General features: G+C 68.5%; 12 protein-coding genes. 2 read left to right on the plus strand and 10 right to left on the minus strand.

Features of this window, described 5'->3' with window-relative positions; all coding sequences use genetic code 11:
- Positions 1 to 147: 147 nt before the first annotated feature.
- Entirely contained in the window at positions 148 to 978 is an 831-nt protein-coding gene (locus tag HNO81_RS09325) for an IclR family transcriptional regulator (RefSeq protein ID WP_175317850.1), read from the plus strand.
- 6 nt (positions 979 to 984) lie between these two features.
- Here the strand turns inward: HNO81_RS09325 and HNO81_RS09330 are convergent, their stop codons facing one another.
- The 9 genes from HNO81_RS09330 to HNO81_RS09370 all read right to left on the minus strand — a co-directional run bounded on the left by HNO81_RS09330 (position 985) and on the right by HNO81_RS09370 (position 13,449).
- On the minus strand, positions 985 to 2,136 hold the full coding sequence (locus HNO81_RS09330; RefSeq protein ID WP_175317851.1) for a cation:proton antiporter: 1,152 nt from the start codon (positions 2,134 to 2,136) through the stop codon (positions 985 to 987).
- A gap of 126 nt (positions 2,137 to 2,262) precedes the next feature.
- The gene (locus tag HNO81_RS09335; protein WP_175317852.1) at positions 2,263 to 3,750 is read right to left on the minus strand and encodes a glycoside hydrolase family 43 protein; all 1,488 of its coding nucleotides are present in this window, start codon (positions 3,748 to 3,750) and stop codon (positions 2,263 to 2,265) included.
- 90 nt (positions 3,751 to 3,840) lie between these two features.
- Positions 3,841 to 4,305, minus strand: coding sequence for a phage tail protein (locus HNO81_RS09340; RefSeq protein ID WP_175317853.1), 465 nt, complete (start codon positions 4,303 to 4,305; stop codon positions 3,841 to 3,843).
- Between the two features lie 80 nt (positions 4,306 to 4,385).
- Positions 4,386 to 6,665 carry a family 78 glycoside hydrolase catalytic domain gene (locus HNO81_RS09345; protein ID WP_175317854.1) on the minus strand — a complete coding sequence of 760 codons (2,280 nt, stop codon included), beginning with the start codon at positions 6,663 to 6,665 and terminating at the stop codon, positions 4,386 to 4,388.
- A 72-nt stretch (positions 6,666 to 6,737) separates the two neighbouring features.
- Positions 6,738 to 7,658 carry an MBL fold metallo-hydrolase gene (locus tag HNO81_RS09350; protein ID WP_175317855.1) on the minus strand — a complete coding sequence of 307 codons (921 nt, stop codon included), beginning with the start codon at positions 7,656 to 7,658 and terminating at the stop codon, positions 6,738 to 6,740.
- A gap of 81 nt (positions 7,659 to 7,739) precedes the next feature.
- Positions 7,740 to 8,747 (minus strand): ABC transporter ATP-binding protein, encoded by a 1,008-nt coding sequence (locus HNO81_RS09355; protein ID WP_175317856.1) that lies wholly within the window; start codon positions 8,745 to 8,747, stop codon positions 7,740 to 7,742.
- Positions 8,744 to 10,885 carry a dipeptide/oligopeptide/nickel ABC transporter permease/ATP-binding protein gene (locus tag HNO81_RS09360; protein ID WP_175317857.1) on the minus strand — a complete coding sequence of 714 codons (2,142 nt, stop codon included), beginning with the start codon at positions 10,883 to 10,885 and terminating at the stop codon, positions 8,744 to 8,746. The genes HNO81_RS09355 and HNO81_RS09360 overlap by 4 nt, the downstream gene beginning before the upstream one ends.
- Positions 10,882 to 11,835 (minus strand): ABC transporter permease, encoded by a 954-nt coding sequence (locus HNO81_RS09365; protein ID WP_175317858.1) that lies wholly within the window; start codon positions 11,833 to 11,835, stop codon positions 10,882 to 10,884. The genes HNO81_RS09360 and HNO81_RS09365 overlap by 4 nt, the downstream gene beginning before the upstream one ends.
- 57 nt (positions 11,836 to 11,892) lie before the next feature.
- Complete coding sequence (locus HNO81_RS09370) at positions 11,893 to 13,449, minus strand: ABC transporter substrate-binding protein (protein WP_175317859.1); 1,557 nt, start codon at positions 13,447 to 13,449, stop codon at positions 11,893 to 11,895.
- Positions 13,450 to 13,669: 220 nt separating this feature from the next.
- Here HNO81_RS09370 and HNO81_RS09375 point away from each other — a divergent pair, with 220 nt between their 5' ends.
- Positions 13,670 to 14,929, plus strand: a complete 1,260-nt coding sequence (locus HNO81_RS09375; RefSeq protein WP_175317860.1) for a glycoside hydrolase family 1 protein — start codon at positions 13,670 to 13,672, stop codon at positions 14,927 to 14,929.
- A 58-nt stretch (positions 14,930 to 14,987) separates the two neighbouring features.
- Here the strand turns inward: HNO81_RS09375 and HNO81_RS09380 are convergent, their stop codons facing one another.
- Positions 14,988 to 15,818, minus strand: coding sequence for a nucleoside hydrolase (locus HNO81_RS09380; RefSeq protein ID WP_175317861.1), 831 nt, complete (start codon positions 15,816 to 15,818; stop codon positions 14,988 to 14,990).
- Positions 15,819 to 15,886: the final 68 nt, after the last annotated feature.

Below are 15,886 nucleotides of genomic sequence, written 5' to 3' on the forward strand. Positions count from 1 at the left end.
GCGGCAGGACTCCTGGAGTGCGGTTGCTGGGATTCCAGCTTCGCGGCATGTGACGCCGCTCCACAGGCGGCTTTCAATGGTTGGAATGGTATTGTGGTTCAGCTCACTGCGAGCCGGAAACTGCCACCGCCGCTAGGAACCACTGCCATGACTGCCACTCCGGACACGGATACCCCGCCTGCCCGCGGAAAGCGGCCCAAGCAGGGCGAACCCGTCATCGACCGGGCCCTGAGCCTGCTCGCCGTCTTCTCGGACAGGCGCCGCGCGCTGACCCTCTCCGAGCTGGCCCGCCACGCGGACATGCCCGCACCCACGGCGCTGCGGCTGATCGCCCGGCTGGTGGCCTGGGGCGCCCTGGAGAGGCTCGACGACGGCCGGTACGTGGTGGGGGTCCGGCTGTGGGAAGTAGCCTCCCTGTCTCCGCGCGGGCACGGCGTACGGGAAATCGCGCTTCCCTACCTGGAGGACCTGTTCGAGGTCACCCGACACCACGTGCTGCTGGCGGTCCGGGACAACGAGGAGGCGGTGCTGATTGAACGGCTGTCCGGCAAGGACGCCACCGAGGTGGCGTACCGGGTGGGCGGCCGCGCCCCGCTGCGGTCCACGGCCATCGGGCTGGTGCTGCTGGCCGGTGCGGACCAACAGTTCCAGGAGGCCATCCTGAAGCGGCCGCCGGAAGACGAACCCGGCGTGCCGGAGATGCCGGAAGGCCAGCTGCGGCGCACCCTCTCCGATGTGCGGCGGACCGGCATCGCCATGATCCGGCGGACCGTTCCCTCCCACACCGTGTCCGTGGCTTCACCCATCTTCGATGCGCAGGGTGCCGTGGTGGCGTCGCTGTCCATTGTGGTTCCGGACGGTGCCACGCCGCCCAACGTCCTTGCCCCGGCGGTCCGTGCCGCCGCCCGCGCAGTGTCCCGCAACCTGGGCTTCCAGGCGCAGGCGAGCTCCGGGATGTGGACCCACTCTCGGCGGTAGCGCTTCCTATCCCGCCGGCGCCGGGGCGTCCCTGGTGAACGTGCGGGCAGCCCGCGACCCTGCCGCGGCGCTGGCCGCGATGGTGATCAGGGCACCCAGGATCAAGGCGGAGGCTTCGCCGGGCTCCAGCAGATCCGTCTGGGTGCCGATGGCGGCTGCGGCAACCGGGATGCCCAACTGGGAGGCCGAGAGGACGGCGAGCGGAAGCGGCTGGCCCAGCAGGCGCAGGCTTCCGTGGACCACCAAGGTGCCCGCTCCAAGGCAGAGCCCCAGGAGCACCATGCCCGGCGTGCCGGCGAGCGCCCGCAGGTCCAGCGATGCGCCCAGCCAGACGAAGAACACGGGGCCCAGGAAACCATCGCTGACTGCGAAGAGCTGGTGCGCCAGCCGCCGCGGTTCACCCACTGCCGCCACCACCAGGCCGAACGAGAATCCGGCGAGCATGACGGACACGTGCCCCGCCACGGCAAGCCCGGACAGTGCGAAGAGCAGGGCAAGCTGGATCCGCAGTTCCAGGGCGAACTTCCGCTCCTCGGAGACGGCATGTACCCGCCCGCGGGCTCCACTGAGCTCCAGCCGGCGCAGCACGAAGAACAGCACCAGCGAACAGGCGCCGACTGCTGCCGCCCCGAGCGCTGCCCTCGGCGCGTTGGGTGGATCGACTGCGAGCGGAAGCGCCACGATGCAGGCGATGTCCGCCACCGCCACCTGCGCCGTTGTGGTGAGGACCTTTGGCCCCGCCAGCCGCAGGGAATCGATAATGGGCAGCACAAGGGCCGCCGACGAGGATGCCAGCAGGACGATGTAGAGCGGCGCATGTCCGGTGCCGAAGACGAACGCAATGAGGGTCCCTGAGGCCGCCGCGAGGGCAGCGGCGATGGCTGCCCTCAGCGCTCCGCCGCCCAGGGCGGGACGGATGGCCTTGTCCCGGACCGGCACGTGCGTTCCGGCGACGAACATGATGAGCGCGAACCCCACATCCGCAACAAACGTGAAGGTCGGGTCTGAGGAGTCCATCAGGCCCAGGCCGGTGCGTCCGATGGCGATGCCGGCCAGCAGTTGCCCCAGCACCATGGGAAGGTGCCATGTCCGGGGGAATGCCAGCAACGGGCCCAGGAGTGCGACGGCGGCAATCAGCGAGAGCTGGAAGAACGACACCTGCCTCCTTTTGCCGGCGCGCCCGGACCCTGCCCGCCCAGGCTCTGGCTGCCTGCCGGGCCGGCGGACGGATAGTGCGCCCACAGTACTCACGCCCATGCACGCGGTCAACGGCGCGCGCGGACGTCAGTCCCGTCCGCGGTAGGACAGCCGGCGGACCAGGACCTCGCCGTCCACAGCGAAGACGCCGAAAGCCCTGCCGGTGAAGGCCTTGGCTGTTTCGAAGGCCCAGTGCCTGCCGTCGAGTTCGGTGAGCAGCTGCCCGCCGGCGCTGCCGCCCTGCCCTGCGGGCCGGACCCACAGCTGGATCCTGTCACCGCCCACGCCACCGGCGCTGAAGTCCGACGGCGGCGGGCTGGCAACGATGGCGAGTTCAACGTCTCCGGAGGGAACGGTCGTTTCCCAAGTGCGGTCGAAGCCTGCGACGACGGCGCGCGCCGTGATCCTGACGGATCCGCTGTCCTGGCCGGCTTCTATGCCGAACCAGTTGTCCTCGGCATAGCGTACGGCGATGCCGCCGGCGCCGGTGGCGACGTCCAGCACGGCCTTGAATTCCATCCCGAGGTGGCGCTGGCGCTGGGCCAGGAAACAGGGCCGGGGCGAGCTCATGGTGCTGCCCTCGCCCCTGAGCAGGAGCCCCTTGGAGGTGGGGGCGGAAAACTCGGCGGGCGTCCGGCGGACCCCGATCCACTGCGGGTCCACCAGCCCTGCGCCGTTGCTGAAATCATAGGCACGATCCTCGGGCGGGGCGCCCGTCACCTGGGGCATCCGCGCATGCGGCCAGCCGTCCGCCCAGTCCACTGCGGCCAGGAATGTCTCGCGGCCCAGGGGCGAGAACGACTTCGCCAGCCCCACTGGGCGGACACCCAGCAGGACCATGGCCGTTCCGCCGTCGGGAAGCTCAACCAGGTCTGCGTGCCCGGTGTTCTGGACGGCCGAACCGGATCCAGCGGCGGTAAGGATGGGATTGTGCGGCGCGGATTCGAACGGGCCGTCCGGGCGCCGCGAGCGGGCCACCGTCACGGCATGCCCGCGGTCCGTTCCGCCCTCCGCCGCCACCAGGTACCACCAGTCACCGCGCCGGTACAGATGCGGCCCCTCGGGCGCGTAAAGGCCGCTGCCGGGCCACAGGGCCCGCGGCTGTTCGAGGGCTTGCCCCGTTTCGAGGTCCACCCGCACCTGCTGGATCGCGTCAGGGTGGCGGGCAAAGGTCACATACGCAGTTCCGTCGTCGTCCCAGGCGAGGTCGGGATCGATGCCGTCCACCGCGCCAATGACGGTGCCGTCACTCCAAGGCCCGGCGGGGTCCGTTGCCTTAAACACCACGCAGCCGCGGCCGCCAAGGAACACAGAGACAATCAGGTAGAACACTCCGTCCCGGTAGCGGAGGGTGGGCGCCCAGACGCCTCCCGGCGTGGGGACGTGGGCTATCCGCACCTGCTCCTCCCGCGTGGCCACGTGGCCCACCAGTTCCCAGCGTGCCAGGTCCGGGCTGTGGTAGACCGGCAGGCCCGGCAGGTATTCGAAGGACGAGGTGACCAGGTAGTAGCCGTCCGGGGTGCAGGCGATGCTGGGGTCGGGGTTGAAGCCCGGAAGGATGGGGTTGGAGTTCATCCCGCCATCGTGCCGCCCAGCGGCGCCCCCGGCTGGGCCCGGTTCCAATCACTGGAAGGCGTTCTTTGGCGCCGCGGCCCGGTGCCGGCCCTAGTACTGGCCCTTGATCACGAAGTAGGAGCCACGGATGGTGCCCGCGAGCTTGGATTTCTGGCGTGCGAACTTGAAGCTGGCGGCCAGTTCCTCCGGGACCTCCATGCCGTCGGACAGCTTGAAGCCCACTGCCCGCTTGCCGCCCTCTTCGACGGAGTACATGACGTTGATGGACAGCCCCGATTCGTAGAAGACATAGGCCATCCGCAGCCCGTCCACCTCGAAGGAGGTCACCTCCAGCGGCTTGGAAGCGATCACCAGGTTCCGCTCCGTGGAGAGGATATTGGTGATGTACTGCAGCGTCTCCGGATCGTCTTCGGCCGGAGTGACGGTGAAGTCGTGGTCGTACTTGTTCTTGTAGTAGCGCGCCTCATTGGCGCGCAGCCCGGCCAGCGCTTCCGCCACCGGGGACGATTCCAGACCGGTGGTGGCGACGTTCTTGAAATCCACGGTGTAAGGCATGGGTCCTCCTGGGCTTGGTCCTGTGCCACATCGTTGCAGATCAGCGCCCCTGTTGCACCCTTCGCCAGATCTTCCGCAGGCTACCGCACCGCCAGGCCCAGCCCAGCCGCAAAGGAGTGCTGCCCGCCCTCAACCGTGTGCCGCGAACCGTCCGGAAGCACGACGTCGGCCGCCACACCGTCAGGGACGGTCGCCTCCAGCCGGAACTCTCCGTCGTCGGACGTCCAGGCCACGCGGATCTCACCGTGCGGGGTCTTCAGTGATGCCCTGGCCCAGCTGATCCCCTCCCCCGGCTGGGGTGCGATGAGCACGCGGGCGTAGCCGGGTTCGGCCGGGCGGATGCCACCGATGGCCTTGTGCATCCAGTCCGCCACGGCGCCCAGGGCGTAGTGGTTGAAGCTGGTCATTTCACCGGGGTTGATGGTGCCGTCCGGGAGCATGGAGTCCCAGCGTTCCCAGACGGTGGTGGCGCCCATGGTCACCGGGTAGAGCCATGAAGGGCAGCCCTCCTCCAGCAGCAGGCGGTAGGCCTCGTCCATGTGGCCGGTGTCGGTGAGCGCGTGGGTGATGAACGGGGTGCCGGCGAACCCGGTGGAGACCCGGTAGCCGTTGTCCCGGACCAGTTCCGCCAGCCGGTTGCCGGCGAACTCCCGCAATTCCGGGGTTTGGAGCACATCAAAAGCGATGGCCAGCGCGTAGACGGTGGTGCAGTCGCTGGTGATGGTGCCGCCGGCCGCGACGTAGTGGTCGGCGAAGGCTGTCCGCACCCGGTCAGCGAGCGCGTTGAAGTGCGCTTCGTCGCCGTGCTTTCCCAGGAGCCCGGCGGCCTGCGCGGTGAGGCGCGCGGTGCGGTACAGGCAGGCGGTGGCCACGACGCCGGTGTCCGCCTTGGCAGCCCACGGCTGGTCCGGTGCGGCGTCAGGGTCCAGCCAGTCGCCGAACTGGAAGCCGGAATCCCACAGCCCGGACGGCGAGAGCAGGCCCTCCACGCGGCGGGTGTGCGCGGCCATCGAGTCGTATTGCGTCTCCAGCACGCCGGGGTCGCCATAGGCCTCCCAGAGCGCCCACGGCACCCAGACCGAGGCCTCGCTCCATAGCGCGGACGATTCCGGCGACGGGAATTCCGGCGGCTGCGGGCAGTACTTCAGGACATCGGGCACCACGATGGGCACCAGCCCGTCCTGCGCCTTTTGCTCCGCGGCGAGGTCCAGCAGCCAGTCCTGCAGGAAGTCCTTGACGTCGTACAGGTAGGCGGCGGTGGGCGCGAAGACGCCGATGTCGCCGGTCCAGCCGAGCCGTTCGTCGCGCTGCGGGCAGTCGGTGGGCAGGTCAAGGAAGTTGCCGCGCAGGCCCCAGACGATGTTGCGGTGCAGCTGGTTGACCAGGTCGTTGGAGCACTCAAAGGTGCCGGTGCGCTTCAGGTCGGAGTGGACCACCACGGCTTCGAGGTCACTTTTCGTGAGGTCCCCGGGCCAGCCGGTTACCTCGGCGTACCGGAAGCCGTGGAAGGTCTTGGTGGGCTCGAAGGAGTCCCGGCCGCCGGAGAGGATGAACGTGTCCGTGGCCTTAGCGGAGCGCAGCGGCCGGACGCCGAGTTCGCCGTCCTCCAATACTTCAGCGTGCCTGATGGTGATTGTGCGGCCGGCTTCACCCTGCACGGTGAACCGCAGCCAGCCCACCAGGTTCTGGCCGAAGTCCACCAGCGTCTTCCCGCCGGGTGAGGTGAAGACTTCTACGGGACGGACCGCGGCGGCGCGCACTACGGGTGGGCCCACCGGCTCGGCCAGCCGGGCGGCGTCGAACGCCAGTTCCCGGACCCCGGTCCAGCCGGTGCCCGGGCTGAAGCCGGGCTCCGCCCAGCCTGCCTGGAGCCTGCGGGCGTCAATCATCTGCCCGTCATAGAGGTCATTCGCAGTGGTGGCGGACGGGCCGGCCTGCCAGGTGGTGTCCGAAGCGACCGTCTGGATGTGGCCATCGGCAAACTCGATATCGAGCTGGCCGAAGAACCCCAGTTCACTGCCGTACAGGTTGGCCAGGCCGTGCCAGGCCAGCCGCCCGCGGTACCAGCCGTTGCCGAGTTCAACGCCGATCACGGTGGAGGGGCCAACCAGCGCGGTGACGTCATAGCTGCGGTGGCGGAGGCGCCATTCGTAGGAGCTCCAGCCCGGGCTCAGCACGTCTTCGCCCACCGGCGTGCCGTTGATGGATGCCTCGTAGACACCGAAGGCCGTCGCCCGCAGCGTTGCCTTCACCAGCGCGCCGTGCTCCTCCTCGAGGGTGAATTCCTTGCGGAGCAGCGGAGCGCCGTCGAAGTCCTCTTCGGGCGTGATCATGGCGGCGTGCCAGGGGGTGGAAATCATGGATGAAGTGATCCGTTCTGGGTGGCAGGTCGGGGGTTTGGTGGGCGGCGCGGCAGGGGATACAGCGTCCTGCTAGAGCGGTATGACGTCCAGCGCCTTCGGCGCGATGATTTCGCCCTTGTAACCGATGGCTTCCGCCGCGGGGGTTGCCATGGCAAGCCAGACAGCAGGCGGGTGCGCAACAGGCGTGTAATGGCTGAAGACCAGCTTTTTGGCGTGTGCGCCCTGTGCGACAGCCGGGAGGTCAAGGACGCTGGAGTGTGCTTCGAAGAGATGCTTCTTCAGCTCCTCACCACGGGGGTGGGGAAGTCCGGCTGCAATGCGCTCGATGGCGCTGTTGTCCTGCGTTTCGTGGACCAGCACATCGCATCCCCTGGCGATGGCGGCAAGGTTGGCGTCGTGGGCGGCGGTGTCACCCGAAAAGACGACCACCTTGCCCGTTCCCTTAACGGAAAACCGGTAAGCATAGGCATCCGCCACTTCCGGCCCGTGGAACACCCGGGTGGCCTCAACACGGACATTGTCGTCTTCCATGACAGGTACGATTCCGCCCTCCAGGGGGACCTCCACGTCATGTCCAGCCGGTGCCGTGAAATCTCCGAAGCCACCGCCGGCTTGAAAGAGCGCGATCTCGTCCTCAAAGCCGGCCAGGAGCTGGGTTGCCTTTTGCTTGGCCCCCGGCGGCCCCCAGATGTCCACGGCCGGCAGGGGCGGCCGCGCTGTCCAGCCGTGCAGCAGGAGCCCGGGGAGCCCGGAGGTGTGGTCCAGGTGATGATGCGTGATGAAAATGCCCCGGATTCCGGCGAACCCCAATCCCGCAGTGAGCAGCTGGCGGGATGTGTCCAGCCCGCAGTCAACCAGGTACACAGCGTCGTTGACCACCAGCGCCAAGGCAGGTTTGGCTTCGTCAGGGGCCAGGACGGGGCCGCCGTTGACCCCCAGCATGACAATCCGATCGCTTGCTATATCCGGTTGCTGGTGCCGCTCTGTCATCGGGGCTCCCCTTCTGGGTTGGGTGGTGTCTTTGAGGTGATGCAGGAAGCTGCACGTCCGGAACTGCCGGCGGCGGTCCGCTCAGGCATAGTGGCAGGCGACGTCCGACGCGCCCACGCGGCGCAGGGCCGGCCGTTCGGTGGCGCACAGGTCCGTGGCGAGCGGGCAGCGGAGCCGGAACGGGCAGCCGCCGGAGCCGGGAACGGCTGCGGCACCGGTACGGACCCCCAGCGCTTCGCGGGCTTCGCGGCGCGCGGCCTGCTCGGCCGGCCGCGGCACGGGAGACGCGGCAACGAGCGCCTGGGTAAACGGGTGCTTCGGGCTGCCGGTGACGGCGACGGCGGGACCGGTTTCCATCACCTGTCCGCGGTACAGCACCACCACGCGTTCGGCCAGGAACTGGACCACGGCGATGTCGTGGGCGATGAACAGGTAGCTCAGGCCGCGTTCGTCGCGGAGGTCCGCCAGGAGGTTGAGCACCTGTGCCTGGGTGGAGAGGTCCAGTGCGCTGACGGCTTCGTCGCAGACCACCAGCTGGGGGTCGCAGATCAGGGCACGGGCCACGGAGATGCGCTGCCGCTGGCCGCCGGAGAACTGGCTGGGGTACCGGTCCACGGCTTCGCGCGGCAGCCCGACACGTTCCAGCATGTCCTCCGCCTTGGCCCGCGCCTCGGTGGCGGAAACACCGCGGAGCCGCAGCGGTTCGCCGAGGGAAGCGCCGATGGTGTTGCGCGGGTTCAGCGACGAGTTGGGGTCCTGGAAGACCGCGCGCAGTTCCCCGCCCAGCGCCCGCCGCTGGGCGGCATTGGCGGCGGTGATGTCCCGGCCCTGGTAGGTGATGGACCCACCGGAGACCTTCTGCAGGCCCAGGATGGCTTTGCCGATGGTGGATTTTCCCGAGCCGGACTCCCCCACCAATCCCACGGTCTCGCCAGGGGCAATGCTGAAGCTGACGTGGTCGACGGCGGCGGGTGCGGCGGCTGCCTTGCGGCCCCGGCCGTAACGGACCACCAGGTCCTTGACCTCAAGCACGGGGGTGCCGGCGGCAGAGGGCGGTGTATCGCGGCGTTCCGTGACTGCGGTGCTCATGCCAGGTCCTTTTCAACGATGCCGGAAAGTGGGGTGTTCAGTTCGCGGGTGCCACCCTTGGGGGTGACCTCCAGTGCGCGGGCGGAGGGCAGGTCCGTGGCCAGCCAGTCCATGCCCTCGACGGCCAGCTGGTCCGCTTTGACGCAGCGCACCAGGCCGTCGCCGGCGCCGGAGGGCAGCAGCGGGACCGGTTCCAGGCAGGCGGACCCGGCGAACTGGCACCGGGCGGCGAAGCGGCAGCCGGCGGGCCAGTCCTTGGGCTGGGGAACCTGGCCGCTGATGGTGGCCAGGCGTTCCGGCATGGCGTCCCCGTCGTTGGCGTGCGGGTCGGCGGCGAGCAGGGCCAGGGTGTAGGGGTGGCGCGGGTTGTCCAGGATGGCCTGGGTTTTCCCGTTTTCCACCACCTGCCCGGCGTACATCACGGCCACCTGGTCGCAGATGTCCGCCACCACGCCCAGATCGTGCGTCACCATCACCACGGACATTCCGGTGTCCTTCACCAGGGCCCGGAGCAGGGACAGGATCTCCGCCTGGACCGTGACATCCAGGGCTGTGGTGGGCTCATCCGCCACCAGCAGTTTCGGCTGGCCGGAGAGTGCAAGGGCGATGGCCACGCGCTGGGCCATGCCGCCGCTGATCTGGTGCGGATACGTCTTCAGGATCCGGGCGGCGTCAACGATGCCCACCTTCTCCAGCAGGGCCAGGGCCTCCACCCGCGCGTCGGCTTTGCCCATCCCGCGGAGGCGGCGGATGGTTGCGGTGAGCTGGTAGCCCACCGTGAACATCGGGTCCAGGGCGCGCATGGGCTCCTGGCTGATCAGGGCGATGTCACGGCCCCGAATGGCTTCCATGTCCTTGTCCGTGGCGGCCGCGAGGTTCTTTCCGTTCCACAGGATCTGGCCGCCGGTGGCGGATACGCCGGAGGGCAGCAGGCCCAGGAGGGACAGCGCCGTCATGGTTTTGCCGCAGCCGGATTCACCCACCAGGCCCAGGACGGTGCCCTGTTCGACGTCGAAGGAGACGCCGGTGACCAGGCGGACGCCGTTGCCCGCGCCCGCGCTGTCGACGCCGACGGACAGGTTGCGGACGCTGAGCGTGCCCTTCGCACCGGAATGAATGCCGGCGTCGTCCTTTTCCTTCCCGCCCGGCGCTGCGGCGGCAATGGCGGCAACGGCTTTGGCGCGCTGCCGCCGGGACGCGGCGGAGGGCAGGTGCGGGGCGGCCGCATTGGGCGCCTTGCCCAGGGCATTGCCGATGGCATTGGCGGAGAGGACGGTCAGTGCCAGGACGGCCCCCGTGGGCACCATCATCCAGGGGGCGTCGTAGACGTGCTGGGAGGCGCCCTGGATCATGCCGCCCCAGCTGGGCTGCGGGATGGGCGGGCCGAACCCGATGAAGGCCAGGCCGGCCTGGATGAGCATGCCGACGGCGAAAATCAGGGCCGCCTGCACCACAATGGTGTTGGCAAGGCCGGGCAGCACGTGCCGGAGGCTGATGCCCAGCGGTCCGACGCCGTCCACCTTCGCCGCGTCCACATAGAGCTGGGACTGCAACGACTTGGCCTGGCCCAGGATCACCCGGTAGATCCCGGCGGACATCAGGATGCCCAGGATGGCCATGACCATGGGAATGTTGGTGCCCACGGCGCCAATAACGGCCAGGATGATCACGGTCCCGGGCAAGGACATCATGATCTCGGTGACACGGCTGATGACACCTTCCACCCGCTCGCCGCCACCGGCGGCCGCCATGGCGAGGATGGTGCCAATCCCGACGCCGACAATCACCGTGAGCATCGATGTTCCCAGGGTGCCTGCGGCGGCAGCGAAGATCCGGCTGAGGATGTCGCGGCCCAGTTCGTCGGTGCCGAGCCAGTGGGCGGGCGTGGGGCCGGACAGGACGGCGGTGAAATCCTGGTCCTCGGTCTTGAACGGCAGCCACAGCGGCGCGGTCAGTGATGCCGCCACCACGGCCACGAGCCAGAGCAGGCCGGCCACCGCGCCGGGTGAACCGAGGAGCCGGTGCCTGGACAGCCTGGTGGGTGCAGCTTTGCCTGCGCCGGGCACGGAGGCGTCTGCCGTCGTCGTACTTCCTGCCTGGTCCGCGTCCGCGGAGGCCGGGGAAACTGTGGGGATCATGAGGCACGCAACTTCGGGTCGAGGAACTTGGTGGCCAGCTCCAGCACCAGGTTGACGGCGACCACCACCACGGTGGCGATCACCACTACGCCCTGGACGGCGGGAGCATCGTGGGTGCTGACGGAGGTCTGGACGGCCTGGCCCAGCCCGGGCATGGCGAACAGCTGCTCCGCGATCACGGAGCCGCCGAACAGGCCGATGAACTGCAGGGCGATGCCGGCCACAATGGGCAGGCTGGCGTAGCGCAGGGCATGGACGTAGAGGATTTTCCAGGTGGGCGTGGCCGTGGCGCGCAGCGTGCGGATGTGCTCCTGCTGCAGCGCCTCGAGCATGGACGCCCGGGTCTGGCGGGCAATGAAGGCGGCGCCGCCCACCGCCAGCGTGATCACCGGCAGCGCCAGGGAGAGGGCCCAGTCCTGCGGCGAAACCTCGAACGGCACGTAGCCGGTGGCCGGAAAGATAGAGGACTGGACGGCGAACAGGTAGACGAAGAGGACGCCCACCCAGAACGCCGGCAGGGCCACCAGCAGGCCCACGAAGCCGCCGATCACCTGGTCCAGGAAACCTCCGCGGACCGCGGCGGTCACCCCCAGGGCGATGCCCAGGATGGCGCTGAGGAGTGTGGCACCGGCGGCGAGGGATGCCGTGACGGGCAGCCGGCTGGCGAGGTCTGCGCTGACGGAGCGGCCATCAATGAGCGAGACGCCCAGGTCGCCCTGCACTGCCGAACCCAGCCAGGTGATGAACTGTGTGGGCAGTGGATCGTTCCAACCCATCCGCTGGTTGACCTCGTCAATGGCTTCCTGGGACGCACCGGCGCCGAGGGACACGGCGCCCGGGCTGCCCGGCATCGCGTGCACCAGCAGGAATGCCAGGACGGCGACCACCAGCACGGTGGCCAGCGCCATCAGCAGGCGCTTGGTGATGAATAGTGCCATGGTGACCTCCATCGGTCAGCACCTTCCCGGGCGGCCCTAGCCTTGCGGCCGCCCGGGAAGGTGCGGGTATCAGCTAGCCGGCGTGTAGGACGAAAGGAGCGGGTAGGCGTTGGTGCCGGCGAACTTCACCGGGGCTACCTTCTTGGTGTTGTACCCCTGGTTGGTCAGCGCCTCGTAGAGCGGGATCATCCAGCCGGACTCCACCAGCCGGGTGTTCAGCTTGGTGGCGGCAGCCTTCACGGCAGCGTCGTCCTTGGCCGCCGCCAGCTCGCCGGTGGCGGCGCTGAGCTGGTCATCGGTGGCCTTTTGCACGTTGGTGAAACCATTGAGGACGACGCCGTACATGACGCCCACGGGGTTGTCCCAGTTCAGCGGGGCGTAGCCCAGGGGCGTGGTGGCGACGGCGGCGAAGGCTTCGTCGGTGGAGGCGGCCATCTTCACGTTCATGGTGATGCCGACGGCGGCGAGGTCCTTTTGGACGGCCTGCAGGTCCGTCTGGGTCTGGGCGCCGGCGATGATGGTGTACTCGAAGCCGTTGGGGTAGCCGGCCTCGGCCAGCAGGCTCTTGGCCTTGTCCGGGTTGTACGCGAACTTCGTTTCCAGGTCCTTGGTGAATCCGGCAGAGTCCTTGGGCAGGGCATTCCAGGCAGGGATGTCACCCTTGTGCAGGGCGTCCACCAGGGCCTGGCGGTTGATGGCGTACTGGATGGCCTGGCGGACCTTTTCCTGCGCAAAGGCCGGGGCGGTCTTGCCGATCTTATCGAAGGAGATCATGGTGTTGACGGTGCCGCCGGCCTGGGAAACGCCGACACCCTTGGACTTGGCGAAGTCCACGGTGGAGGACGTCAGCATCGCGACGTCGGCCTGGCCCGAGACCAGGGCGTTGGCGCGGGCCTGGGGGTCCAGGACCACGCTGAAGACAACCTTCTTGTAGGCGTACTTGGCAGCGTCAGCGCTCTTGTCGTTCTTCACCAGGACGTACTTGTTGCCCTTCACGGTGGAGGGGTCAAGGGTGTAGGGGCCGGAACCGTCCGGCGTGGCAGCCAGGCTGGCGGTGTCCGTGACACCGTTCTTGCCCACGATCATTCCGGTGGTGGAGGCCAGGTTCTTCTCGAATCCGGGCTGCGGCTTGGCGAAGGTGAGGGTCACCTGGGTGGGGCTGACCACGTCCACGGACGTGATCTCCTGGGCGCCGCCCTTGGCGACGGCGGAGTAAGCGGTCAGGGCGGGGTCGGACCGGCGGTCCAGGTTGGCCTTGACCAGTGCCGCATCAAGCGTGGAGCCGTCCGTGAACGTGATGTTGTCCTTGAGGTTGAGCGTCAGGACGGTGTTGTCCGCGTTGTAGCTGAAGTCCTTGGCCAGCCCGGGGCCCGTGGAGCCGTCCGGCTGGAGGGTCATCAGGCTGTCGTAAAGGCCCTCGAAGAACTGGCGCTGGGCTGCAGCAACGCGCAGGGGGTCGTAGCCGAAGGAGGCAGAATCGCTGTCGATGGCCAGGGTCAGGCTGCTCGCATCAGCCTTCGCTGCGGCCTGGCTGGACCCGCCGCCGCAGGCTGCCAATGAACCCATCAGCAGGGCACCGGCCAGGACGGCTGCGCCCGCACGGGCGGTGGAGTTCGGAAGTTTCATGTAATGCGCCTTTGCAGTCTGATGTGATGACGGAAGAACGGTTTTAGGGGGCTGGCTGCTCGCCGGCTCCCTTCAAGAATCGGGCGGAGCCGCAGGCGCCAGACATGAGAATGTCATTGATTGAAAAGGTATTGTGGCCCCGGTCACGCCGGGCGGAAGGATGGATGCAGGCAGTGAGGCCTGGACGCCGCCGCGCGTCCATCATGAGAGGAATCCCCCGATGACCAACCCATTTCCGCGCGACTTCCTTTGGGGCGTGGCCACCGCCGGCCACCAGGTGGAAGGCAACAACGTCACCAGCGATGTCTGGTTCCTGGAGCACCTTCCGGGCACCATCTTCGCGGAGCCTTCCGGGGACGCCGTGGACCACTACCACCGCTACCGTGAGGACATCGCCCTGATCGCCGGCCTGGGCTTGACCAGCTACCGGTTCTCCCTGGAGTGGGCCCGGATCGAGCCGGAAGAGGGCCACTTTTCGGTGGCCGAACTGGACCACTACAGGCGGGTACTCGAGGCCTGCCACGAGCACGGGCTGACGCCGGTAGTCACGTTCCACCACTTCGCGTCGCCGCTCTGGCTGCTCCGCCTGGGCGGCTGGGAGGGCGAACGCACGCCGGAGCTGTTCGCGCGCTACTGCAGCCGCGTGATGACGCACCTGGGTGACCTTATCGGCGTCGCCTGCACCCTGAACGAACCCAACCTTCCATGGCTGCTGGCATCGTTTGGCATCGGCGGCGAAGCGCCGGAAAACCGCGGCAATGTCCCCATGTGGGCAGCCGCCGCGGAACGCCTTGGCGTGGACGCCGGTACGGTGGCCCCTTTCCAGTTCTGCTCCACGGAGGCCGGCTTCCACGTCAAACTTGCGGCGCACAAGGCGGCCACCGCAGCCATCAAGGCCCACCGCCCGGAGCTGCAGGTGGGCTGGACCCTGGCCAACTCGGACATCCAGTCCATCCCCGGCGGCGAGGAAACCGCGGACCGGGTGCGCCGGGAGGTCAACGAACGGTTCCTGGAAGCCTCCCGCGGTGACGACTTCGTGGGCATCCAGACCTACGGCCGCACCGTGTACGGCCCGGACGGCCACGCCCCCGCACCGGAGGGCGCGCCCACCAACGGGATGGGCGAGGAGATTTACCCGCAGGCCCTGGAGGCCACCGTCCGGGAGGCGTGGCGCGTTGCCGGCATCCCGGTGATGGTCACCGAAAACGGGCTGGCCACGGACGATGACACGCAGCGCGTGGCGTACCTGGAGGCAGCGGTGGACGGCGTGGCCGCCTGCCTTGCCGACGGCATCGACGTGCGGGGCTACATCGCCTGGTCGGCCTTCGACAACTTCGAGTGGATCTTTGGTTACCGGCCCAAGTTCGGCCTGATCGCCGTCAATCGTTCCACCCAGGAGCGGACGCCCAAGGAAAGCGCACGGTGGCTGGGCGGTTTTGCCCGGCAGCACGCCCGGGCAGCGGCACCGCAGCCGGCCTGAGACCACTAATGGCCCGGACTTCCACGTGGAAGTCCGGGCCATTTGCTTTGGCACGCCGTTACGCCTGCAACCCCAGCTTCGCGACAAAGTCCGCCATGATCAGCCTGGTGTCCACGGAGGTGTAGGTGCGCCTTTGGGGTTCAGCGGACGTTTGGACGTAGGTGGACGTGACGTCGTCGAGCCCGGTGACCACCAAGGGCGCGCTGTCGCCCAGGCACCAGAGCGGCCCGAACTTCACGAAATCCGGCACCTCAAGGCTGTTGAAAAGCTCCCACAACCAGGTGCCGGCCGGCCCGGTGTTCCGGAACGCACGGTCCAGTTCAGCCACGGGGGCAACAACCTGCCGGTAGGTCTCTGCCGGGAACTGCCATACCGCCAGTTCCCGGTTGCCCAGGACGTAGTCCGCGGCAGCGGGATCCGTGAAGTAGTTGTACTCCTCCCCGTTCGCTGCTGCTCCGCCCACCCAGGCCAGGGTGAGGGAAGAAGCGACGGCGGGATCCAGGAGGAGCGCGTCGGCCACGTTGGTGAGCGGGCCGGCACAGACCAGGACCAGGGGCAGCTCTCCTCCAGCCGCCGCGGCGTCCACCATGGCCCGGGCGGCAGCATTGCCGCGGACGTGCCCGGTGAAGGGAGTGTCCGGACCGGCCTGCACGCCCGGCACGTCCGGCCGCTTCAGCACCCGGAGCAAATCGGCCGCCAAATCCGCGCCTTTCTGCGCCATACCCTGGGGCGGTCCAAACATCGGGTTGGTCAGTGAGCTCGTAACACCGGCGATCCTGTTGGCGGGCGACATCGCATGGTGGGCCAGGGCCACCAGCCCGTCCGGGTCCCCCGCAAAGTCGTTGTCGATTATCACGCGGCACCGGGGCTCGACCTGAATCATGTCCATGATGCAAGCCTTGCAGCGCCACCGCCCTGCCGGGCGGTGGATTCCATTCGCTGGAAGGAAGGATGCGT

The organism is Pseudarthrobacter sp. C4D7 (genome assembly GCF_013359725.1).
In the GTDB taxonomy this organism is placed as follows: domain Bacteria; phylum Actinomycetota; class Actinomycetes; order Actinomycetales; family Micrococcaceae; genus Arthrobacter.